General features: G+C 63.2%; 23 protein-coding genes and 1 tRNA gene. 15 read left to right on the forward strand and 9 right to left on the reverse strand.

All coding sequences use genetic code 11. The features are described from left to right. The first annotated feature begins 75 nt into the window (after positions 1-75). A complete protein-coding gene (locus tag AAA969_RS14270; protein ID WP_338246892.1) occupies positions 76-933 on the forward strand; it encodes a dienelactone hydrolase family protein in 858 nt (285 codons plus the stop codon). Here the strand turns inward: AAA969_RS14270 and AAA969_RS14275 are convergent. The 4 genes from AAA969_RS14275 to AAA969_RS14290 all read right to left on the reverse strand — a co-directional run bounded on the left by AAA969_RS14275 (position 924) and on the right by AAA969_RS14290 (position 7,978). After that, on the reverse strand, positions 924-5,849 hold the full coding sequence (locus AAA969_RS14275) for an NAD-glutamate dehydrogenase (RefSeq protein WP_338246894.1): 4,926 nt from the start codon (positions 5,847-5,849) through the stop codon (positions 924-926). The genes AAA969_RS14270 and AAA969_RS14275 overlap by 10 nt on opposite strands. Positions 5,850-6,279: 430 nt before the next feature. Continuing rightward, complete coding sequence (locus tag AAA969_RS14280; protein ID WP_338246896.1) at positions 6,280-6,822, reverse strand: cysteine hydrolase; 543 nt, start codon at positions 6,820-6,822, stop codon at positions 6,280-6,282. Beyond that, positions 6,819-7,427, reverse strand: coding sequence for a GNAT family N-acetyltransferase (locus AAA969_RS14285; protein ID WP_338246898.1), 609 nt, complete (start codon positions 7,425-7,427; stop codon positions 6,819-6,821). Before AAA969_RS14285 ends, AAA969_RS14280 begins: the two co-directional genes overlap by 4 nt. Further along, positions 7,424-7,978, reverse strand: a complete 555-nt coding sequence (locus AAA969_RS14290) for a hypothetical protein (RefSeq protein WP_338246900.1) — start codon at positions 7,976-7,978, stop codon at positions 7,424-7,426. The genes AAA969_RS14285 and AAA969_RS14290 overlap by 4 nt, the downstream gene beginning before the upstream one ends. A gap of 173 nt (positions 7,979-8,151) precedes the next feature. On the opposite strand from AAA969_RS14290, the gene AAA969_RS14295 reads away from it, so the two are divergent. The 3 genes from AAA969_RS14295 (at position 8,152) to AAA969_RS14305 (ending at position 9,888) form a co-directional block, all read left to right on the forward strand. Next, positions 8,152-9,123, forward strand: a complete 972-nt coding sequence (locus AAA969_RS14295; protein ID WP_338246902.1) for a LysR family transcriptional regulator — start codon at positions 8,152-8,154, stop codon at positions 9,121-9,123. An 8-nt stretch (positions 9,124-9,131) separates the two neighbouring features. Next, positions 9,132-9,518, forward strand: a complete 387-nt coding sequence (locus tag AAA969_RS14300) for a helix-turn-helix domain-containing protein (RefSeq protein WP_338246904.1) — start codon at positions 9,132-9,134, stop codon at positions 9,516-9,518. A 208-nt stretch (positions 9,519-9,726) separates the two neighbouring features. Then, on the forward strand, positions 9,727-9,888 hold the full coding sequence (locus AAA969_RS14305) for a hypothetical protein (RefSeq protein ID WP_338246907.1): 162 nt from the start codon (positions 9,727-9,729) through the stop codon (positions 9,886-9,888). 82 nt (positions 9,889-9,970) lie between these two features. Here AAA969_RS14305 and AAA969_RS14310 read toward each other — a convergent pair. Continuing rightward, positions 9,971-10,045: transfer RNA gene (locus AAA969_RS14310), tRNA-Gly, on the reverse strand. Positions 10,046-10,165: 120 nt separating this feature from the next. Between AAA969_RS14310 and AAA969_RS14315 the strand changes: the two genes are divergently transcribed. The 5 genes from AAA969_RS14315 to AAA969_RS14335 all read left to right on the forward strand — a co-directional run bounded on the left by AAA969_RS14315 (position 10,166) and on the right by AAA969_RS14335 (position 12,814). Next, the gene (locus AAA969_RS14315) at positions 10,166-10,687 is read left to right on the forward strand and encodes a prolyl-tRNA synthetase associated domain-containing protein (protein WP_338246909.1); all 522 of its coding nucleotides are present in this window, start codon (positions 10,166-10,168) and stop codon (positions 10,685-10,687) included. Positions 10,688-10,763: 76 nt separating this feature from the next. After that, on the forward strand, positions 10,764-11,681 hold the full coding sequence (trxA, locus tag AAA969_RS14320; protein WP_338246911.1) for a thioredoxin: 918 nt from the start codon (positions 10,764-10,766) through the stop codon (positions 11,679-11,681). A gap of 11 nt (positions 11,682-11,692) precedes the next feature. Then, positions 11,693-11,884 carry a Trm112 family protein gene (locus AAA969_RS14325; RefSeq protein WP_338246912.1) on the forward strand — a complete coding sequence of 64 codons (192 nt, stop codon included), beginning with the start codon at positions 11,693-11,695 and terminating at the stop codon, positions 11,882-11,884. A 2-nt stretch (positions 11,885-11,886) separates the two neighbouring features. Beyond that, complete coding sequence (locus tag AAA969_RS14330) at positions 11,887-12,189, forward strand: DUF971 domain-containing protein (protein ID WP_338246914.1); 303 nt, start codon at positions 11,887-11,889, stop codon at positions 12,187-12,189. Positions 12,190-12,274: 85 nt separating this feature from the next. Further along, the gene (locus AAA969_RS14335) at positions 12,275-12,814 is read left to right on the forward strand and encodes a DsrE family protein (protein WP_338246916.1); all 540 of its coding nucleotides are present in this window, start codon (positions 12,275-12,277) and stop codon (positions 12,812-12,814) included. A gap of 19 nt (positions 12,815-12,833) precedes the next feature. Here AAA969_RS14335 and AAA969_RS14340 read toward each other — a convergent pair whose 3' ends face one another. Beyond that, the gene (locus tag AAA969_RS14340) at positions 12,834-14,108 is read right to left on the reverse strand and encodes a UbiH/UbiF/VisC/COQ6 family ubiquinone biosynthesis hydroxylase (RefSeq protein ID WP_338246918.1); all 1,275 of its coding nucleotides are present in this window, start codon (positions 14,106-14,108) and stop codon (positions 12,834-12,836) included. A 107-nt stretch (positions 14,109-14,215) separates the two neighbouring features. Between AAA969_RS14340 and AAA969_RS14345 the strand changes: the two genes are divergently transcribed. The 4 genes from AAA969_RS14345 to xth all read left to right on the forward strand — a co-directional run bounded on the left by AAA969_RS14345 (position 14,216) and on the right by xth (position 19,175). Then, a complete protein-coding gene (locus tag AAA969_RS14345) occupies positions 14,216-16,642 on the forward strand; it encodes a DNA translocase FtsK (protein WP_338246920.1) in 2,427 nt (808 codons plus the stop codon). Between the two features lie 94 nt (positions 16,643-16,736). Next, positions 16,737-17,402 (forward strand): LolA family protein, encoded by a 666-nt coding sequence (locus AAA969_RS14350; protein WP_338246922.1) that lies wholly within the window; start codon positions 16,737-16,739, stop codon positions 17,400-17,402. A 323-nt stretch (positions 17,403-17,725) separates the two neighbouring features. Further along, positions 17,726-18,334: a hypothetical protein gene (locus AAA969_RS14355; RefSeq protein WP_338246924.1), complete on the forward strand. Its 609-nt coding sequence runs from the start codon at positions 17,726-17,728 to the stop codon at positions 18,332-18,334. A 28-nt stretch (positions 18,335-18,362) separates the two neighbouring features. Next, entirely contained in the window at positions 18,363-19,175 is an 813-nt protein-coding gene (gene xth, locus AAA969_RS14360) for an exodeoxyribonuclease III (RefSeq protein ID WP_338246926.1), read from the forward strand. Between the two features lie 23 nt (positions 19,176-19,198). Here the strand turns inward: xth and AAA969_RS14365 are convergent, their stop codons facing one another. Beyond that, the gene (locus AAA969_RS14365; protein ID WP_338246928.1) at positions 19,199-19,885 is read right to left on the reverse strand and encodes a response regulator transcription factor; all 687 of its coding nucleotides are present in this window, start codon (positions 19,883-19,885) and stop codon (positions 19,199-19,201) included. Between the two features lie 252 nt (positions 19,886-20,137). On the opposite strand from AAA969_RS14365, the gene AAA969_RS14370 reads away from it, so the two are divergent. Beyond that, the gene (locus AAA969_RS14370; protein WP_338246929.1) at positions 20,138-20,638 is read left to right on the forward strand and encodes a L,D-transpeptidase family protein; all 501 of its coding nucleotides are present in this window, start codon (positions 20,138-20,140) and stop codon (positions 20,636-20,638) included. Here the strand turns inward: AAA969_RS14370 and AAA969_RS14375 are convergent. Beyond that, complete coding sequence (locus AAA969_RS14375; RefSeq protein ID WP_338246931.1) at positions 20,635-21,312, reverse strand: YggS family pyridoxal phosphate-dependent enzyme; 678 nt, start codon at positions 21,310-21,312, stop codon at positions 20,635-20,637. The two genes, AAA969_RS14370 and AAA969_RS14375, sit on opposite strands and share 4 nt — an antisense overlap. On the opposite strand from AAA969_RS14375, the gene AAA969_RS14380 reads away from it, so the two are divergent. After that, entirely contained in the window at positions 21,311-21,961 is a 651-nt protein-coding gene (locus AAA969_RS14380; RefSeq protein WP_338246933.1) for a thiamine phosphate synthase, read from the forward strand. The two genes, AAA969_RS14375 and AAA969_RS14380, sit on opposite strands and share 2 nt — an antisense overlap. On the opposite strand, the gene AAA969_RS14385 is transcribed toward AAA969_RS14380, so the two are convergent. Beyond that, the gene (locus AAA969_RS14385) at positions 21,933-22,316 is read right to left on the reverse strand and encodes an NtrZ family periplasmic regulatory protein (RefSeq protein ID WP_338246935.1); all 384 of its coding nucleotides are present in this window, start codon (positions 22,314-22,316) and stop codon (positions 21,933-21,935) included. The two genes, AAA969_RS14380 and AAA969_RS14385, sit on opposite strands and share 29 nt — an antisense overlap. Positions 22,317-22,426 lie beyond the last annotated feature (110 nt).

The following is a 22,426-nucleotide window of genomic DNA, read 5'->3' on the forward strand; positions in this document are numbered from 1 at the left end:
CGCTGCATGTGAATCAAGGAAACATTGTCGGGGCGGGTCTGATCACGGCACTATCCCGCCATGAACGGATTTTCCTTGATACGTCGTGCCGGTCTTGGCCTTGCCATCGTGCTGACCGGCCTCGCCGTCAGCGCATCCGGCAACCTGACCGGCTGGACCGTCCCCACCCGCTCGCTTGACGAGCAGACCGCCTTGCTGCGCGACCATGTCGAAATTCGCCTGCCGACCGGTGCGGGCGGACCGGTACCGGCTGTCATCATGCTGCATGGCTGTGGCGGACTGCGGCAAGTCCAGCAAGCCTATGCCGATGACGTGCTCGAGGCCGGGTACGCCGTCGTCATTGTCGATTCCAACGGAGCCCGCGGGATCGGACGCCTGGGCTCGATGATGCAGGTCTGCCTGGCCTTGAGGCTGTGGGGACAGGAACGCGCGGCAGACATTCCGGCGGTCATTGACCGGCTCTCCGCCGAGCCGGCGATCGATGGGGAGCAGCTCGCGCTGATCGGCTGGAGCCATGGTGGCTGGACCGTGCTGGAAGCCCTCGACTTCGCCGGTGAGGGACGAGCTTCGCCGGCGCTGCAACCGCAACCGGACACACCCCTGCACGGGGTCCGGGTGGCGATCACGATGTATCCTTATTGCGGCTTCCCGGTCCGGGCTGACGGTCGCGGCTTCCCGCCGTCAGTTCCGATCCACGCCATTCTCGCCGAACGGGACGTGATCGCGCCGGCTGATGCCTGTGAACGCCTGTTCCGACGCGCTGATGCCGCCGGGATGCCGATCGACTACACCATTTGGCCGGGTCTGACCCACGCCTTCGACGAACCGGATGGTCCGCCCGATCCACGGATTGAATACAATGCGGGCGCGGCCCAAAGAGCCCGCGCCCGCATTCTGGTCTGGCTTGACGGCGCCTTCAGCGATCAGGGCTGAACGACAGACGCCATCTCACCAAGCTGGGTTGAGGCGATCGCCAGTTTGGACAGTGTCCAGGATCCGGACTCATCAAGCTGACGCTGGACCGAGTCGACCCGTCCGGCCTCTTCCTCATTGACCGTGTTCCACGCTTCCACCAGAGCGTCCGCCCACTCCCGCGACGGCTCTTCGACACCGGAGGCCAGCGATCCACCGGCCTGGGCAGCAAAGCGCATCGCCGAGCCGGTAAAGGCTTGCTGGCTTGCATAGAAGTCTTCCATCAGGCGACGCACGGCGAGGCGATCCCAGTGCAGCTCGGAGGACACTTCCTGGCCGAGACCGCGCAAGCGGTCGAACTTAAAGCGCGCGCCGACAGCGTGGTAGATGTAGGCGGTGGACGCCAGCGGCCAATCGGACTCCATCGCCATGTCGATGACATCCGTTGAGGAGGTCAGCGGCCGCATTTCAGCGACGGCGAGGGCGAGCTCCGGCGGCGCCCCGGCTTCGATAAAGCGCTTCTGGCGTGCCTTCACACCGCGCCGTTCATGGGTCGAAATGATCTCGTGAACCATGGAGCGCAGGGTCTGGACGCCGGGCTGATAGGCCTCGATGACATCCGTGATCGCATCCGGCTTCGACGATTTCTGGTTTCGGCCCCGACGCACGAGCCAGTAGGTCTGGCGTCGCAGGAGGCGGATAATCTCTTCGTGGAGCTGGACCTGGACGCTGGCCGGAGCCTTGTTGTCCAGCGCATTGATGGCATCCGTGATCTCGGCAAATCCGAAGATCTGGCGCCCCGCCTCGAAGGCCCGAGCAATTGCGGGCACGGCCGCCGTCGTGGAATCAATCGCGCGGTGAATGAAGGTCGGACCGCCCAGATTGATCATCTCGTTGGCCAGCACCGTCGAGATGATCTCCCGCTTCAGCCGGTGCGACTGCATGGCTTCACCAAAGTCATGAAGGCCCTTGGGGAAATAGTTCACCAGCATCGGCTTGAAGTGCGGATCATCCGGAACGTCGGACGCGACGAGCTGATCAAACAGGGTGATCTTGGCATAGGAGTTGAGCACGGCGAGCTCGGGCCGTGTCAGGCCCTGCTCCCGGGCCTTGAGGCCGCGGACCTGTTCGACCGAGGGCAGTCCCTCGACATCGCGATCAAGCTGGCCGAGCTCCTCAAGCCGCGCCATGAAACGCTCATGGGCGTCGAGATCGGCAGCGGCCGTATGCTCGGCAAGCGACAGGGCGAGGGACTGATCGTAATTGTGACGCAGGACATGGTGCGCGACGTCGGTGGTCATGGACTCGAGCAGCTTGTCACGCGCCTCGCGGGTCATTTCGCCATTGCGCATCATCGGACGCAGGAGGATCTTGATATTGACCTCGTGGTCCGAGCTGTCGACACCGGCGGAATTGTCGATGAAGTCGGCATTGGCGCGGCCACCATGTCGGCCATATTCGATACGCGCGGCCTGGGTGAAGCCGAGATTGGCGCCCTCGCCGATGACCTTTGCCCGCACTTCGTCGGCATTGACGCGCAAGCCGTCATTGGTCTTGTCGCCAACTTCCCAATGCTGTTCGAGCGTCGCCTTGGCATAGGTACCGATGCCACCGAACCAGAGCAGTTCGACATCGGCCTTGAGCAGGGCATTGATCAGTTCAACCGGACTCGCACTGTCCTTGGAAAGCCCCGTGAGGGCCTTCATTTCTGCGCTCAGCGGGATCGACTTCGCGGACCGTGTGAAGACCCCACCGCCTGTTGAAATCAGCGACTTGTCATAGTCCTGCCATGAGGTTCTCGGCAGATCGAACAAGCGCTTGCGTTCGGTCCACATGGTCTCCGGATCGCCTGGATCGGGATCGATGAAGATGTCACGATGGTCGAAGGCCGCGATCAGCCGGATCTGCTTGGACAGCAGCATGCCGTTGCCAAAGACATCGCCGGACATGTCGCCAACACCGATCACGGTGAAGGGCTCGGACTGGATATCCTTGCCCATTTCGCGGAAGTGGCGCTTGACCGATTCCCAGGCCCCGCGGGCCGTTATGCCCATCTTCTTGTGGTCATAGCCCGCCGACCCGCCCGAAGCGAATGCATCACCGAGCCAGAAGTCGAACTCTTCCGTGGCCAGGCCATTGGCGGTGTCCGAGAAGGTCGCCGTGCCCTTATCGGCGGCGACCACCAGATAGGGGTCCTCATCATCCCAGCACTCGGTCGAGCGCGGATGAACAACGGCCTCATCGACAATATTGTCGGTCAGGTCGAGCAGGCCGCGAATGAAGGTCTTGTAGGCCTCGCGTCCGGCTTCGAAAACCTCCTCGCGCGAGCCGTTGCGCGGCAGGGATTTGGGATAAAAACCGCCCTTCGAGCCGACCGGGACGATAACCGCATTCTTGACCTGCTGTGCCTTCACCAGGCCGAGCACTTCGGTGCGGAAATCATCGCGGCGATCGGACCAGCGCAGGCCGCCACGGGCGACCGGGCCGAAGCGCAGGTGGACGCCCTCGACATCGGGCGACCAGACGAAGATTTCACGATAGGGCTTGGGCAGCGGCAGCTCCTCCAGCAACTCGCTCGCGATCTTGATCGCAATGCGGGGCTTGGGCTGACCATCATCACCGTGTTGGTAGAAATTGGTCCGCAGCGTGGCTTCGACGAGATGGAAAATACGACGCAGGGCCCGGTCATGATCGAGACTGGCCACATCATCGAGTTGCTTGCGAAGCGTCTCGGAAACCTCCCAGACCGCATCGGACCGGGTTTTCCTGTCGTCGGCAAACTCGGGATCAAACTTGACCCGGGCCAGTTCAAGAAGGCCGCGGGCGATATCGGGATAGGCAGCCAGCGCTTCTTCCTGGATCGCTTGCGACGGATCCAGACCGGTCTGCTGACGATAGCGCGCGCAGGTCCGCAGGAAGGCGGCTTCACGCCAGGTAACGCCGATTTCGACGATCAGACGGTTGAACCCGTCATCCTCGGCTCGCCGGTCCGCGATGGCGAGCAGGGCGTCTTCGAGATTGGGCGCCAGTTCCTTGAGGTTCCGGCCCTTGAGCGCGTCTGATTTCATTTCGAAATCATGGATATGGGCGCGATCAAACAATTCACCGTCGGCGCCGCGGCGATCGACCGGGAAGCCGGTTTCCTGAACGACGTAGAGGCCCAGGTTTTCCAGCACCGGCATGACACGCGACAGCGAGACCGGCTTGCCGACGCGATAGATCTTGAGACGCAGATCGGCTTCGCCGTCGTCCGCTTCACGATAGACGCGAACCGCAACCTTGTCGGTCCCGCCCAGCGATTCCAGCTTCATGACGTCGGCGAGGGCTTCTTCAGGATCATAAAGCTCCCGATAGCCAGCCTTGAAGGCATCCTGGTACGCCCCCATCCGCAACCGGATGGTCTCGGGCGCATTGCGGCGAACATGGGTTTCCAGATCGTCTTCCCAGGTTCGGGCAAGACGGGCGACCTTGCGCTCGAGTTCAGCGGTATCGGGCTCGGGGTGGTCGAAGGGATTGAGACCAATGATGTAGTGAACCCGGGCGAGGGAACTGTCGCCGAATTGCGGGTAGAAGGCCGAGAGGCGGCCACCGAAGGCTTCGCGGATCAGCTCGCCGGCCTGTTCACGGACTTTCGAGTTGTACCGGTCGCGCGGAACGAAAAGCAGGGCCGACACGAAACGGTCAAACTGGTCACGCCGGATGAAAAGCTTCGTACGGGGACGGTCATGCAGGTGGAGAATGCCGAGACAGATCTCCAGCAGATCGTTCTCGTCAGTCTGGAACAGCTCGTCCCGCGGGAAATTCTCGACCGTGTTGCGCAGCTTCTTCGCCGAGTGGGTGCCAGGCGTCTTGCCCGCCCGCTCGAGGACACGGCGAACCTTGCGCCGGATCAGCGGCACGGCGCTGGCGCTCTGGTCATAGGCCTCGGCCGTAAACAGTCCGACAAAGCGCGCCTCGCCGATCACGGCACCGTCCTCGCGATACCGTTTCACGCCGATATAATCCATGTAGACGCGGCGATGGACGCGCGACTTCATATTGGCTTTGGCCACGATGATCGGGCTGGGTTCGCGAAGGAAGGTCTCGATCGCCGGTGTCAGAACGGCCGGCTCGGAACCCTTGCGCAGGACATGACGGTCCGGGTCACGCAGAACGCCCCGACCGGTCTCTGGCCGGACGCGCGGATGGCGTTGCGCCATCGACCCGTCTTCATCGACCTCGAAATCATAGACGCGGCACCCCAGGAAGGCGAAGTGATCGTCCCGGAGCCAACGCAGGAATTCCATGGCCTCGGCCAGCTCGTCAGGCGCGGCATGGGTGGTCGCGGCGGACAGGTGGGCGATCGCCTCATCCATCTGCGCCCGCATGTCGGTCCAGTCCTCGACAGCGACGCGAACATCATCAAGCGTTGCCGTCACGCCCTCAATGAGGGTCCGGCGTGACAATTCGTCGAGTGGCGGCAGATGCACCTGGATCATTGATTCCGCGAGGCAGCGTCCGCCTTCGGCGACGCGGGCACCGGCATTGTCCCGTCGGACCTGAACAATGGGGTGGAACATCGCAATGATGTCATGGCCCTGGGCACCCACTTCGCCCATCACGGAGTCGACAATGAAGGGCCGGTCACGACCAATAATCTCGAGCACGTCTCGCGGCAGGTCCGATCCATCGGCGCGCGTCGCGGTGCGCATCCTGACGAGAATATCGTCACCGGGACGGTCATCGCCGAACTGCCAGAAGTCGACGCTGAGCGCAGCGAGATCTTTCGGTCCGACCCGTTCAAGGTCTTCCGCTAGCGCGTCATCGTAAATCTGCGAGAAAAACGAGTCCCCGGTATCACCACTTTCGGTGCCGAAAACCTTGAGCCAGCGCGTCCGCGCCGCCTCCATGAAATCTGCGCGACTGTAAGCGTGCGCGACTCCGACGACCGCCCCCATGGTGGCGCTCCCTGGACTGTTGTGTTTATCCGCTGAGCCTATCCCTGTTCGAAATGCAAGCAACCCGCCTACGCCGTTGAAAACGCAAACGAGCCATTCTTTTTCTCAACAGACCGCTTGAAGCGATAGCGGCGCCGCCGGGTAGGGACAGGGGAACCCGGCGGCGCCTGTCAGACCTCATAGGCAGGCTGGGGGGACGCACAGTGAGGCCTGGTCTTCGCGAACGGGGGCCAATCGGGCGGAAATGGGGGGATACCGCACCGGCTGGCCTGCCGCTCACCCTCCCATGTAGAAAGCCCGCTCCGGATTTAAAGACCGGGGTGGGCTGTTTTCGTGCGAATTCGCAGGGGGTGCGTCATTATCACCCGGTTGTGATAGGGCCAGGTCGCTGTTGGTCGGTGGAGTCAGGCGGCCGGATCAAGACACAGGGTCAGGCAACCGGGGCCTCTGCCGGCCAATCCCGGGTCAGGGCTTCCCAGTCCATGACAGGCGACATCCGGGCCACCAGGTCAAAGGCCATGCTGCGTGTCTCGGCTATGTCACGGGGCTCGACGGCAAGCGCACCGACGGCGTCGGGTATGACGGTTATCGCCTTGTCACGGTTGCAGTCGTCGAACACCGTCGCGAGGATCGAGAACGGAGCCGAAAACCCGACCAGGAGTGCCGTCGAACCGGCACTGCGCGCCAGCACCTGATGAAAATAGGGATCAGAGAAGGCCGACAAACCCCGGCGCTGGAACACGGCCTCCTGCGCGGTCGGTCGCAGCCCGTCGATCGGCGCACGACCCGCTTCGGGGCCATCGCTGCGGAACTGACAATGACAGACCCGCCAGCCTGACTGCCGGGCATGGCGCAGCAAGTCACGGATCCGCTCAATCACGACCCGGTTCTCCGGAGCCACGCGTCCATCGGCTCCGGTGACCTGATCGCGCTGGCAATCAAGCAGGATCAGGCAGGGATCGGTGAAGCTCATGCGGCCTCCTCGGGTTTACGAACGGTCTCACGCTCCTGCTCTTGCATCCGCGCGAGCGAAAGGTCAAACGGGCCGGGCCTGTCCCATTCGCCATCAGGCCGGATCACGACCATTGGATCGGTGTCCATCGTAATGGCGTTGGCCGGTGGCACGAGATCGCGCTCGATCTCGACGTACTTGTAATCGGAAAAGCCGAACTCCGGACGCTCGGCGCGCAGGCGGAAGCCGTGGGTGCGCCAGTATTTCACCCGATTGAGCTGGGCATGGCCGAGCATTTTGCGGTAGCCGCGGCGCGCGGAGTAGCGCTGCGCCTCCTGCATCAGGACCCGCATCACCCCGAAGCGTCGGTATTGGCGCAAGACCGCGGCCCGCTCGACCTTCGCGAAGTCCGCGAAGAAACGCAGGCGCAGGACACCGACAGGCTCCTCGCCCTTCCAGGCGATCAGGTGGGCCGCGCCGACGAAGTCGTTGCCATCATACTCTTCGCCATACGGGGCAAACTGCTCACCCAGATAGATAACGCCGCGAAGCGTCATCGCCATCATCACCTGGTCGAGGGAGCGCGCGACTGTCACTTTCAGACTATCGGGTATCGCATTTTTCATGAGCGGCCCTCCCATTGCCCCAGGACCGTCCGCTTCAACAGCAGGTCTCCCAGCTTTTGCGGGAAGCCGGTGCTGCCATAGAGCGGGCTTTCGCCGTCCGGGTAGGCACAAATTTCAAAATTGAGGCGCCGCATCAGTGCTTTGCCTTCGGTCGTCCGGGCGCGGGCATAGACCCGCACATCGGCGTAGAAACCACGCCATCCCACAAGAAGCGCGCGCAAGGCGGCGGCCTGGGCATGCGGCGTCACCCCCGCCAGACCCCATGACAGGAGCGCCGACGCCCGCTGGTCGGGCCCGCAAACCCACTCCCGACGCGCATTCGCGAAACCAAACTCGCCCGCCAGGAGAGCCTCGACACCCAATTCGCTAAGAGGGATTGACGCAACGAAACCGTCAGGCCTGCCATTCCATCGACGCATGTGTAGCGAGGTGCGGGTCCATTGCTGGACACGGCCGATGTCTGATGCGCTCGCAATCTCGCCATCAATCAGGGCGTCGGCGAGGGCGTGAAAATCATCGATCTCGGACAGCTGGACAGGCTTGAATCCCAAGGACCCAAAGGCTTGGTCAAGACGTTCGACCGGGAATCGGAATCCGGTCTCTGTCGCCCCGAGCCGCAGCTCCTCACCCATCATGTCACGCACTCCGCCTTGTGGTTAATTCTTCGTTAACACCGGCGCGGTACCGCTTCTTCTGGAAAGTTGGAATAGGGGGTAGTCAGCGCGTGGATAACGATCTTCGACGGAACGTGTTCGACTGGGACGATCTGCAGATCTTTCATGCCGTCGCGACCACGGGCTCGATGAGCGCCGCAGCGACTGTACTCGGCTGCCAGCAATCCACCGTGTCAAAGCGAATGCGACAGCTTGAAAGCCGTCTGGCATCTCAGCTCATCGAGCGCCGGGCGGACGGCGTCGTGCTGACCAAGGCTGGCAGCGCTGCGCTGGATTATGCCGTCACCATGCAGCGCTCGGCCCAGCGCCTCGAGACCGAACTCGCCGGCATGGATCGGAGCCTTGCGGGACAGGTGTCCCTGCGCGTTCCCGACGGTCTGGCGACCTATTGGCTGGCCCGGCATATACCGGAATTTCAACGCGTAAATCCGGAGATAGCCCTGAAGCTGATCAATGATCGCTCGGCCCCGGCAAGCGATACCGCTGCCGCGCTGAGCCTGACCTTCACGCCGGACAAGTCCATGGACACAGAGGCGCGCGCACTCGGCAGCATTCATTACATGCCCATGGCGTCGCGCGAGTTCATCGCGACCTACGGGGCACCGCGGTCGCTGGAGGACGTTCTGACCCTGCGCTTCCTGCGCCTGGAACAGTACGATCCGTCGCTCCACCTGTGGCAGCGAAAAGCCACGACAACGGATGAGGTTGTAAGATATTCATTCACTGCGGACATTAGTTCGGTGCTATTTGAAACCATACGCCATGGTGGTGGCATTGCCATGGCACCGACCTATCTGGCGTCCTTGTATCCGGGCGAACTTGTCGTGCTTGATTACGACTTTCATCAAGACGTGCGGTTCTGGCTCAAGAACTCACCCGGAAGCCTCGGAATATCACGAATAAAGTGCGTTGCTGACTGGATTGCCGAACTGTTCAACCGTAGACTTCATCCTTGGTTCCGCGAAGAGTTCTGCCATCCAAACGAGTTTTGCGACGTAGAAGTCATCAAACCACAGACGTGAGGACGCAAATGAGTGCTAGAGGCCCGACCAGTATTGATCAGCATGTTGGCGCGCGTCTGCGCTTGCGACGCAGTCTTCTGGAAATGAGTCAGTCCGAGCTCGGTGAAAAGCTCGGCGTGACGTTCCAACAGGTCCAGAAGTACGAGCGTGGCACCAACCGGATCGGTGCAAGCCGTCTGTTCCACGTCGCGAAAGTCATGGAAGTCCCGGTGTCCTACTTCTTCGAAGGCCTCGAAGAAGACGGCTCGTCCGAGCTGAAGGGTCCGGACTCCGATACGCTCTACGACTTCATTGCCAGTCCCGACGGCCTGGCCCTGGCCTCTGCCTTCGCGGGCATCAAGGACCAGACCGTCCGTCGCCGGGTCATCGACCTGTTGCGGTCACTCGCAAGCTGACTGTCTTGCGCCTGGCCTGTCGCAAGGCCGGGCGCAAAACGGCTTGCCCGCGCTTCCCTGCCAGATCACGCCTTGCCAGAAGCCTCCTTGCGAGATGAGCGGCAAATGATCGCCCGGTGAATGCCGGCGCCGGGAAATGGCCTTGAGGCCGCCCCGCCACCGCCCTTCTCCTGCATGACACTGGCCGCTCAAGATCGAGGAGGCCGACATGCAAACACCCCCTGAAAAACCGACCCGCTTGCCGATCACGGCCCCGGCCGCCTTGCGCATCGGCCTGCCGCACCTGCTGGAACGGCAGCACCCTGTCGTTCCGGCCAAGGATGCCCGTCATGCGTCCTATGTCCGTCTGCGTGAACTCGGGATGTCCTGATCCGGCCCGAAATACGACAGGAAACGGCTCCGGAGCGCGGATCACGCACGGGCAGCACTTATTCTTCAGGTTAAGGGAAGAATGGAGCGGGCGATGAGATTCGAACTCACGACATTCACCTTGGCAAGGTGACGCTCTACCCCTGAGCTACGCCCGCTCACGATTTGCGGGGCTTGGCCCCGCCGGGGAGCGGGGTATATCGCGCAAAGCTCGGAAGATTGCAAGCGTCTGTTTCCGTCCTCTTGCACATGGCCAACAGGCGCGCTTCTACTGCGGCATGACAGCCACCCGGACAGACCTCTTCGCGCGCCTCGATGCACTGGGCATCGGACACAAAACCTACGAACACCCGCCGATCTTCACCGTTGCCGAAGGCGAGGGCATGAAGGACGACATGCCGGGCGGCCACACCAAGAACCTCTTCCTGAAAGACAAGAAGAACACCCTGATCCTCGTCTCGGCCCTGGCAGAGACCACGATCCGCATCAATCAGCTGCATCGTGCGCTTGAATGCGGGCGCCTGTCCTTCGGCAAGCCGGACCTGCTTTTCGAGACCCTTGGCGTGAAACCGGGCTCGGTCACGGCCTTTGCCCTGCTCAACGACACCGCTCATCGTGTCCGGTTCGTGCTCGACGCAGCCTTGCTGAACCATCGGATCGTCAATTTTCACCCACTCACCAATGACGCGACCACGGCGATCGACCGGGATGACCTGCTGCGCTTTGCCCGCGATACCGGGCACGAACCACTCATTGTTGACTTTGCAGCGCTCGCCGCTGCCGCCGATGCGGCACAGTGACAGCTTGCAAGACGGGCGCCGAGAGGCCACTTAGACCCTTCACAGAGACCTTCCGGCAAATGACAAGGATAGCGGCATGACCCTGATCACAGGCGCCAACAATCAGGACAACGCGGTCGACGACCTGGTTCGCGACTCCTCGGACCAGACTTTCATGCAGGACGTCGTCGAAGCGTCGCGTGATGTGCCGGTCCTGGTGGACTTCTGGGCACCGTGGTGCGGCCCGTGCCGCCAGCTTGGCCCGATGATCGAGAAGACCGTGCTGGACGCCGGCGGTGCCGTGAAGCTTGTGAAGATCAATATCGACGAGAACCCGGGGATCGCCCAGCAATTGCGGGTTCAGTCCATTCCGGCCGTGTTCGCCTTCAAGAACGGCCAACCGGTCGACGGTTTCACCGGGGCACTGCCGGAAAGCCAGATCAAGGATTTCATCGCCCGGATTTCCGGCAAGGGGCCAAGCGAGGCCGAGATCCGCGCGATTGTCGACCGCGGTCTCGCGGCGATCGAGGGCGGCGATCTCAATGGGGCCTCCCAGGATTTCGCTACCGTTTTGCAGATTGATCCGGGGCACCCGGGCGCGCTGTCGGGCCTGGTCCGGGTCTGGCTGAAAGCCGGCGATGCCGACAAAGCGCGCCAGATCCTGGCGCAGATCCCCGAAGACCGCGCCGATGACCCGGCAGTGGACGGTGCCCGCGCAGCGCTCGAGCTGGCAACCGGCAGGCCCGCAGATGACGGTGCAACAGCGGCCCTGCGCCAGGCCGTCGCGGAGGATGCCAGTAATCTCCAGGCGCGTTACGATCTCGCCGAGGCCCTGGTCGCGGCCGGTGATCACAAGGGCGCTGTTGACCAGTTGATCGCCATCACCGCCCTCGACCGGGAATGGAATGAGCAGGCCGCCCGGACGCTTTTGCTCAAAGTCTTCGAGGCCGCCGGCCCGGTATCCGAAGTCACACGGGATGGGCGCCGCCGTCTGTCCGCCATCCTGTTCTCGTAGGGAGATCCGCAATGAGCGATACCGAAACCCGTGAAGTCGACCCCAAGCTGCTCGAGATCCTGGTTTGTCCGGTGACCCGGGAAACCCTTCACTACGACCGGGAAGCCCGGGAACTGATCTCAAAAGGCGCGGGGCTGGCCTATCCGGTCCGCGACGGCATTCCGATCATGCTGCCGGAAGAAGCCCGGCAGATCGAGGACTGACCATGTCACGCCCCTGGCCCGAAAAGCTCGACTTCTCCAGCGCCGACAAGACGCTCCATGCCCGCTTCGATGATGGCCAGGAATTTTCCATCCCGTTCGAGACCTTGCGCGTGGAAAGCCCCAGCGCCGAGGTCCAGGGCCATGGACCTGGCCAGAAAAAGATCGTCACCGGCAAGCATAATGTCGGCATCACCAAGGCAGAGCCGGTCGGCCGCTATGCGGTCCGCCTGACCTTTGATGATGGCCATGACAGCGGCATTTTCACCTGGGACTATCTGTATGCTCTCGGAGGAGCGGCCCGCTAGCCGTAGACGGGCCGAGCGGCCTTTCTGCGCGGGACAGGATGACGGGCGTTTGATAGCCTGACCGGAGCTGTTTCCGGAGACTGTCATGCAAACTGCCAATCCCGCCCTGATGCTGCGCGCTACCATCCTGGCCTGTGCCGCCTTCACCGCCAGTGCGCCAGCCCTGGCCGGACCGGATGATTTCGGTCCCGGCCCCCTGATCGTCGAATACGGCCAGATCGCGGCTGTGGATTTCGACATGGCGATGCCGCAGGACACCGCTTACCAGGTCGCCTTTGATGTTGCCGCCCGCTCGGAGACGGACGCGCTCAACCGCACCCTGACCAGCGCTGCACGCTTTTTGAACATGCATGCCGCCAATGGTGTCGCCGCCGAGAATCTGCACCTCGCCGTGGTCATTCACGGCGGTGCCATCAACGACGTGACGACCGCGTCGGCGGGTCCGAATGCCGATCTGGTGGCAGCCCTGCTCGATCACGGCGTTCGCCTGATCGTCTGCGGCCAGACCGCCGCCTATTATGATGTCGAGCGGGAGGATCTTCTACCCGGCGTCGAGATGGCGCTCTCGGCGATGACGGCCCATGCCCTGCTTCAGCAGTCAGGCTATACGCTCAACCCGTTCTGATCCGAGGTCAGATCCCCGCTCAGGCGGCGTCCAGTCGCTCGCCTTTCAGGAGGCGGGGCGGGTCACCGGTCTCGCCGCCGGCCTGGCGCATGAAGAAGCGGCGAGCGGGACCGATCTTGTTGACCAGCGACATGCCGAAGCCGCGGATCTGGCGGATCGGCTCGATATCGTTGGAGAACAGCCGGTTGAAAATGTCCGTCCCTGCGGCCAGCGAGGCACTGTCGAACTTGCGCCAGTCCTGGTAGCGACGCAGCGTGATGAGCGCGCCGATGTCCAGCCCGACCCGCTTGGCTTCCCCGGTAACCTCGGCCAAGGCCGCCGCATCGCGAATGCCAAGATTGAACCCCTGTCCGGCAAGCGGGTGGATGCCGCGTGCGGCATCGCCAACAAAGGCTATCCGGTCATCGCAGAAGCGCTCGCTGAAACGCAGCCCCAGCGGATAGCTGAAACGCGGGCCTTCCGGACGCACATCGCCAAGAAAGTCGCCGAAACGGTTCTCCAACTCTTCCTGGAATACCGCTTCCGGCGCGTCCCGCAGGGCGTCGGCAACAGCATCCGGCTCGGTCCACACCAGAGATGACCGATTGTCAGGAAGTGGCAGGATGGCAAACGGCCCGGATGGGAGAAAATACTCATAGGCGACCCCGTTGTGGGGCAGGGCATGACGCACCGTCGCGACCAGGCCTTTCTGGCCGTATTGCCAGCCGGCGGTCCGGATGCGGGCCTGATCACGCAGGCGCGAGAATTTGCCATCGCAGGCGACCAGCAGTTGGGCCGACAACACCCGGCCATCATCGAGATACAGATCCACACCATCGCCGCGGGTTTCGTACCGATCCGCCCGGGCCGGCGCCAGGATGGTAATGCGGGGCCGGGACTTCAGGGTCTGGATCAGGGCGAAGCGGGAATGACGGTTCTCGGCCATCCAGCCAAGCGGCTCACCCTCATCGCCTTCGGAAATCTCGCGCCGATCAAAATGCAGCGTGTGCGGCCCGGGCCCGCCCGGCTTGTTGCCACCATAGGGGCGACCATCACAGACAAGGATGTGCTCGATGCGCTGGGTAAAGGGCTTGAGATGCTCTGCCACGCCGAGCGCCTCGAACATGCGCCAGGACGTATAAGCCAGTGCCGAAGCCCGGCCGTCAAAGGTCGGCGCAAGCTGGTCTTCCATCTCCAGCGCATCAACCAGGGCAACCCTCAGGCCCGCCTGGTCCATCGCCAGCGCGAGGGTCATCCCGGCGAGCCCGCCACCAGCGATCACAACATCGCCATCAAAAAATGCTGTCTTGGTCATGACGCGCAGAATAGGCGGTTTGCTGGCTCTGAAAAGCGGCCAGAGCGTCGCAGCGCTGTTAACCTTTGTTTACCGACCGGGAAGACTTGCAGCGTTAGGAAGAACGGATGAGCCGCAAACCCTCGACCCGCAAAGCCAAGACGCCGAAGTCTGCGCCCAAGCCGACGCCGCAATGGCGCCTGCGTCTGACCGATATCCTGTTCGGCAGCCTGATGCTGGCTGCCGGCGTGTTCCTGATGATCGCACTCTTGACCCACAATGTGCTCGATCCCAGCTGGAATGTCGCGTCCGACGGCGCCATCGGAAACTGGATGGGCCGACCGGGCGCGACCGCCAGTGACGCTCTATTGCAGGCGCTTGGCTGGGCGGCAGGCGGGCCGGGCATTGCGCTCGTTATCTGGGGCGGCATCCTGATCTGGCGGACACCGGAGCGGCGCAACGGATCAATCGCCATCTTCCGGTGGGTATTTGCAGCGCTGGGAACCGCGGGCTTCGCCGCCGCCGTCGCCTCCCTGCCCGTGCCGCAAGCCTGGCCACTCGCTGTGGGCCTGGGCGGGGTTGTCGGCGACACGACGCTGGGTGCACTCGCTTCATTGCCCGCCCGTCTCGATCTGCCGGGTTCAACTGCCATCGCCGCCGGCTTCGCGCTCCTGCTCTCGATCGCCGGCATCTTCTTCACCTTCGGTTTGCGGGCCCGCGACCTGAGCTCGGCCCTCGATGCCGGCGGACTGGCCTGGGCAACGCTGAGGGTCTGGTTTGACCAGCTCCGCGGTCGGCTTGCAGATTGGGGGCCGGGTTCCGAACGGGCGGACGAGGACGCGTTCGATGATGATCGACCGGAGCGCGATGAACCGGTCTTGCGGCGCGCCATGAGGGCGGCCGACCATGAACCAGCACCGGCCACCGCCCGGGCGGCCGAACCGGAAGCGCCCAGTTACAATCCCGCGGTAAAAGTGGCCCCGTCGCGCAAGTCGCGCGACTCCGACCGGGACCTGCGTGAGGCTCAGGGCGCGCTTCCCTTCACCCGCAGTGAGGGCTTCAAACTGCCGCGGCTGGACCTTCTGGCCAGGCCGGACGTCCGCAATGACGCCATTGACGAGATGGCGCTGCGCCAGAATGCCGAGCTTCTTCAGGGCGTGCTGTCCGACTTCGGGGTCAAGGGCGAGATCGTCCAGGTCCGCCCCGGCCCTGTGGTCACGCTCTACGAATTCGAACCGGCCCCGGGCGTCAAATCGTCCCGTGTTATCAATCTGGCTGACGATATCGCGCGCTCCATGAGCACGATGGCGGCCCGCGTTGCCGTTGTGCCCGGGCGCAATGCGATCGGAATCGAGCTGCCCAATCCCAAGCGCGAAACCGTTTTCCTGCGAGCCCTGTTCAATTCCAAGGCCTTCGAGGACGCCAAGGCCGAGCTCCCCTTTGCCCTTGGCGAGACGATTGGCGGTGAACCTTTCGTCGCCGACCTCGCGCGGATGCCGCACCTGCTGATCGCCGGCACCACCGGCTCGGGCAAATCGGTCGGTATCAATGCCATGATCCTGTCCCTGCTCTACCGGCTGCCACCGGAAGACTGCCGGATGATCATGATTGACCCGAAAATGCTCGAACTATCGGTCTATGACGGTATCCCGCACCTGCTCAGCCCGGTCGTGACCGATCCCAAGAAGGCGGTTGTGGCTCTCAAATGGGCGGTTCGCGAGATGGAGAGCCGCTATCTGCGCATGTCCAAGGTCGGCGTGCGCAATGTCGCCGGCTTCAACGAGCGCGTCGCAGAGGCGCTGGCGACCGGCGAGGAACTATCGCGCACGGTCCAGACCGGCTATGACAAGGAAAGCGGCGAACCGGTCTTCGAGACCGAGACCATCTCAGCGGAGAAGATGCCCTACATTGTCGTCGTGATTGATGAGATGGCCGATCTCATGATGGTGGCCGGCAAGGAAATCGAGGGCGCGGTCCAGCGCCTCGCCCAGATGGCCCGCGCCGCCGGCATTCACCTCGTGACAGCGACCCAGCGGCCCTCCGTCGATGTTATTACCGGCACCATCAAGGCCAATTTCCCGACCCGGATTTCCTATTCCGTGACCTCCAAGATCGACAGTCGCACCATCCTCGGCGAGCAGGGAGCCGAACAACTCCTCGGCATGGGCGACCTGCTGTACATGGCATCCGGTGGACGCGTCCGCCGCCTGCATGGTCCGTTTGTGTCCGACAAGGAGGTCGAAGACGTCGCCGCCTTCCTGAAAAAGCAGGGCGCGCCGGAGTATCTTGAAGCCGTCACGGCCGGCGGCGACGATGACGAGACCGACCTGCCCGGCATGGATGACGGCGAGGGCAGCGGCGATGCCCTGTTCGACCAGGCCGTGGCACTTGTTGCCCGCGACCGGAAAGCCTCGACCTCCTATATCCAGCGCCGGCTGCAGATCGGCTATAACCGCGCTGCAACCCTGATCGAACGCATGGAAGAGGAAGGCATGATCGGTCCGTCCGACCATGCCGGTCGCCGTGAGATCTATCTGCCCGAGGGCGAGGGCTGACACGTGCAGCGATTGCACCTGAGGCCTGAAAACGTGAGCCATCCATGAACATCGAGGCCTTGCTCGTGCCGCAATCCCGGGCCAGCTTGGCAGCATGATCACGCTACTTGCCTCCATCGCCCTTCTGCAGGCGACCGACCCCGCGACCGCTCAGGACGAGCCGGTGTCACCGCCAACTGACACCAGCGAGACGGTCACCGCACCGACCCTCGACCCGGAGCGGGCGATCGCCGGGATCAATGCCTATCTCAACGCGGTCGAGACCCTCCGGTCGCGCTTCATCCAGATCGCGCCGGACGGCTCCTTTGCCGAGGGCGACCTGGCCCTGTCGCGTCCCGGCCGGCTGCGGCTCGACTATGACGAGCCCAATCCGCTTCGCATCATCGCAGATGGCACCACGGTTGCGGTCGAGGATCGGGCGCTGGAGACCGTCGACCGCATCCCGCTGCGGTCAACCCCGCTCTGGTGGCTGTTGAAGCCGGAAATCAATATTTCCGAGGATGCGGCCATCGTCTCCATGGAAAGCGAATTCGGCTTTCTTTACCTCACGCTTCGCGACCCGTCCGGTGAGATGGAAGGCGAAATCATGTTTGTTTTTGCCGAACCGAATTATGAATTGCGCGAGTGGTTTGTCACCGACGCGCTGGGCGAGATCACCCGCGTGAGCCTGACCGATGTGCAGCCGGGCGTGAACCTGAACCCGCGCCTGTTTGTGATTCCGGAGCCGGAGAATCGTCGTGATTCGAGGCGTGGCCGATAACTGCCTGCGACATTTTGAACACACGCAATTTCTTTCTCATTTTTTATTTGTAAAACTCTGAGCGCTGTGGCGTTATTGTAACGCTGACTGAGAGGCAATGGATCGGCGTCGTCCCCCCGCTTGCGGATCCTTTCCTCAGTCGCGCCGGAATGATCCCCTCCCGGCGCTGCGCTGTAAAAGACACGCGCATGGCTTTGCGCCCGGTCTCCTCCCCCCTCGAGACCGGGCGCAATTCATTCCGGCCTCCGGTTACCCGCCACTCATTACCACCTCTCGCACCCGGACCCCTGTTGCAGCGGCGCGTTGAGGGTTAAATACGCATCATGCAGTTCCATGATGACCCCGACGACGCGGACATTCCGCGCCTGCTCGAAGAAATCCCGCTCCTCTACAAGGCCAAGGCCTTTGCCGAGAGCCTCAACTCCAATTCCTGGTTCGCGCGCCTGGGCGAACCGCTTGATGCGCGCGAGCTGTTTCTGGCCCGCGCCTATCTTGATGGCCTCGGCTTTCCCGATGCCGAGCCGGCAGTGCTGTCCGACTGGGAGGAGGCGGCTGGCGCGGCCGAGACCCTCGATCGCGACGCAGCCAGCTGGGAAGCGGAGGAAATGCTGCGCACCGGTCTGGTCTCACGCGTGCTGGAGCGGCTCGACGAAGAAGCGGTTCACGCTGCCCTGGCCATGGTCACCGAGAAGACTGGCGACAGCGCCCGGGACATTGTCGAGGATGCCGCGGCCATGGACGATGTCGAGGACATGGCCCTGGTGAACGCGGCGGCCGGAGCGCTGGCCCAGGCGGCCAATGGCGCGGCCCTGGTCATTCTGGCCGAAGCCGAAGACGATCAGCCTCCGCACCCCTTCCTGGCCCGCTGGCGCCTGTTCGCGCGCGGGCGCTGGCCGGTCGGCCTCGCCGGCGCGACCTACAACATTCTTTGACGCATCAGACAGATTCCGGACACCCCTCATGACCCTGACCCTTGCCAGCTGGAACATCAATTCCGTGCGCTTGCGCGCGATACCCCTTGTCGCAGACTGGGTCCGCGAGGCCGATCCGGACGTGCTCTGCCTGCAGGAGATCAAGTGTCTGAGCGAGCAGTTCCCGGAAGACGCCTTCCGCGAAATGGGATTCCGGCACTTCCACGTCCGGGGCCAGAAGGGCATGCATGGCGTGGCGATTGCTTCGAAATACCCGCTCGAGGACCTCGGCGATTGTGATTTGTGCCCGCGCGGGGAGGCCCGCCACCAGCGCGTTGGCGTCGAAGGCATCGAGCTGCACAATTTCTACATTCCCGCCGGCGGTGACGAGCCGGATCCGGCGATCAATCCGCGCTTTGCCCACAAGCTGGAGTTTCTCGCCCGGATCGAACGCTATTTCGCCGAGCGGGCCGCCGAGAACGCCCCCCTCGTTCTGGTTGGTGATTTCAACATCGCGCCCTATGAGCATGATGTCTGGTCACACAAGCAATTGCTCAAAGTGGTGTCGCACACACCGGTCGAAGTCGAAGCCCTGGAGCGGATCCGCCAGGCGGGACAGTTCTCCGACGTGGCCCGCGAGCTGATCCCGATGGACGAGAAAATCTACACCTGGTGGAGCTACCGGGCGAAAGACTGGCGCGCCGCCAATCGCGGTCGACGGCTGGACCATATCTGGGCCGCCCCCGCGGCACGCGATCGGGCGCTCGCCGGTGGCCGCGACGCCTTCAGGATATGGGAAGACGAGCGCAGCCGCGAGAAGCCATCAGACCACGCGCCGGTTGTCCTCACGCTCGGCAGCTAACGCCGACCGACCCGAGGGCAGCGTCAGTTCTGGAGCCGGTAGCCACCGCTCTCGGTGACGAGCAAGCGCGCGTGCGCTGGTTCCGGCTCGATTTTCTGGCGCAGCCGGTAGATGTGAGTCTCCAGCGTGTGGGTCGTGACCGCCGGATTATACCCCCAGACCTCGTGCAGGAGTTCGTCCCGCGGCACCGGCTTGCCGCCGGCCCGATAGAGATATTTGAGAATATTCGTCTCTTTCTCGGTCAACCGGATCTTCTTTTCATCCGTGGTCAGCAGCACCTTCATCGACGGACGAAACTCATAGGGACCGACCTGGAAAACAGCATCCTCGCTCTGCTCATGGCTGCGAAGATGGGCCCGGACCCGGGCCAGCAGGACGGAGAACTTGAACGGCTTGGTGACATAGTCATTTGCACCGGACTCCAGACCAAGGATCTGGTCGGCATCGGTGTCCTGGCCCGTGAGCATGACGATCGGAGCCGTAATGCCGTTCTTGCGCATCAGGCGGCACGCGTCGCGCCCGTCCATGTCGGGCAATTCAACATCGAGAAGGATGAGATCGGCACGCTCACTTCGGGCTGTGGCCATGCCGCCGCCGGCGGTCTCGGCGGACAGGGTGCGGAATTCCTCGTGCAGGGCAAACTGCTCGACAAGGGCTTCACGGAGGTCTTCGTCATCATCGACGATCAGGATGGTTTTTTGCGCGTTCATGCGTTGATCATGCCCATTTCGTTGCACAAGGCAATTCCTGCCGCGTGGCAGAATTTGCCCGGCAGGTTTTGCTGGTCTGGTCAGTTTTTCCCAGCCGTTACTGGGTGGTGATCTGGTCCCGAATTTGCTTGGTTAACGACAGGTCCGGCTGCCCGGACAAACCTCCGTGGTGGGGGAGGCGAAGCGGATGCCGATACGGTCACGTGCCGGACGTCCCTCGCCGACCACCGCATTCCTTGAAAGGCTCGCGACATGGAATGGCAGGTCAGCCAGAACGGAAGCCTTGCCCTTGAGGCAGACACCGTACCCGCAGCCCTCGGCCGTGCCGGAGTCACAAAGGCGTCAGACAAGCGTGAGGGCGACGGTGCGACCCCGCTCGGATGCTATCGCCTGCGTCGGGTTCTGTATCGGGCCGACCGGATCGCGCGGCCGGTGACCGTCCTGCCCTGCCGGGCCATCCGCGAGGATGACGGCTGGTGTGATGCACCCGGAGACCCGGCTTATAACCGGCCCGTCCGGCTGCCCTACCCGGCATCTCATGAGGCCTTGTGGCGCGAAGACGGCCTCTACGACATCATCCTCGTGCTAGGCCACAATGATGACCCGCCGATTGCCGGGTCCGGGTCGGCGATCTTCCTGCATTGCAAACGGGGTGACTATGAGCCGACCGAGGGCTGTGTGGCTCTGGCTCCGGAGCATGTCCGGACCCTTCTGGCCGCCGCCAGACCGGGCGACGGCCTGCGGATCAGCTAGTCCGGACGCGAGCCGAAAAAGCCTGTTCCGACGCGGATCGAAGTCGCACCCAGTCCGATCGCTACCGGATAGTCGGCGCTCATCCCCATCGACAGCTCGGCAATATTGTTTTGTGCCGCCAGTTTGGCGAGCAGGGCAAAATGCAGGCCTGCCGGCTCCTCGACGGGCGGAATACACATCAGGCCGCTGACCGAGAAACCGTAATGGCCGCGCATGCGAGCTAGGAAATCCGCCAGCTCGGCCGGCGCGATCCCGGCCTTCTGGACCTCTTCGCCTGTATTGACCTGGACATAGAGACCCGGTGCCCGTCCCTGCCGGTCCATTTCTTTGCGCAGCGCGCCCGCCAGCTTTTCGCGATCGAGCGTTTCGATCACGTCAAACAGGGCCACCGCCTCGGCCGCCTTGTTGGACTGCAGCGGGCCAATCAGGCGCAGTTCCAGATCCGGGTAGCTTTCGCGACGGTCGGCCCAGTGGGCCTGGGCCTCCTGGACCCGGTTTTCGCCAAACACCCGCTGGCCGGCTGCCAAAGCCTCGGCCAACCGCTCTTCGGGCTGGCGTTTGGAGACAGCGACCAGTTTGATGGACTGCGGGCTGCGACCGATATCGGAAGCAAGCGTTGTGATTTCAGCGAGCAGGGCCTCGCGGCGGGCGGCAATATCGGAGGGATTGATCATGAAGTCGGCCTACGATGCAGCAGCGCGCATGGCAAGCGCGGCCGCCCGTCTGACGGGTGATCGGCCGCACGTCCTGCCCCCGCTGCTGGCCCTGACGGATCCGCTCAGGCAGCCTGATCCGGTCGCCCTGATCGCCAACCTCGCACCGGGTTCGGGTGTCATCTACCGGCATTTCGGTGCTGCCGACCGGCTGGAGACGGCTCGCCGCGCTGTGACCCTGGCCAACAGGAAAGGCGTCACGATATTGGTCTCTTCCGATCCAGACCTTGCCCGCCGGAGCGGGGCTCACGGGATACACTGGCCGGAGCAGCATATCGCACAGGCCGGACGGATGCGGGCACGAGGCAGCACGCTGATCTTCACCGCGTCGGCCCACTCTGTGAAGGCTCTGGCCCGGGCCCGCCTCGCCGGGATCGATGCCACGCTCGTATCGACGGTTTTTCCGAGCGCCAGCCCGAGTGCCGGGCGGCCAATGGGACCGTTGGCCCTTGCCGCCTGGGCGCAGCACAGCGACATGCCGATCTACGCGCTCGGCGGCGTCAATCCGCGCACGATCAGGCGTCTGGAAAGCTTGCAAATCTCAGGAGTAGCTGTGGTCGGTGCGCTGGAAGTCGGCGCGATCAGAACCGCAGGGCCGACTCAAACTTGATTTCCGGCTGACGGGCTTCGTCTTCGCTGTTGCGGACAAAGAAGCTTTCATCCGGCGACGCAAAACGAACCTGGCCGCCGAGGCGAATACGGTCACCAAAGGTCACGAAGGCTCCGGCGCTCAGGTCGTCGTTGAGACGCGAGTCGCTACGGTCCTGAATGCCCAGAGAGACGCCCCAGCGCTCGCCCAGTTCAAGATCGAACGTCGTGATTTCGTCGAGTTCCGGCGTCGGGGATTCGGCCATGGACAGGGTGAAAGCCTCGTACCAAGGCGCAACCGCCTCGGCTTCAGCGGTCACATCCTGGGCCATTGCGGCCGGTGCGCACAGGAAAACCGCCAGGGCAGCAGCTGCCATGGTCGATTTTGTTCCAATGATTTCAAACGGATTTCCCCGCCCACTCATTGTACTTCTCCCTCACGCCCAACCGTTGTAGCGCAGCCAAGCCTGCCAGCCCAAATAGAATC

Origin of the sequence: Maricaulis maris (assembly GCF_036322705.1) — a bacterium.
Lineage (GTDB): Bacteria > Pseudomonadota > Alphaproteobacteria > Caulobacterales > Maricaulaceae > Maricaulis > Maricaulis maris_B.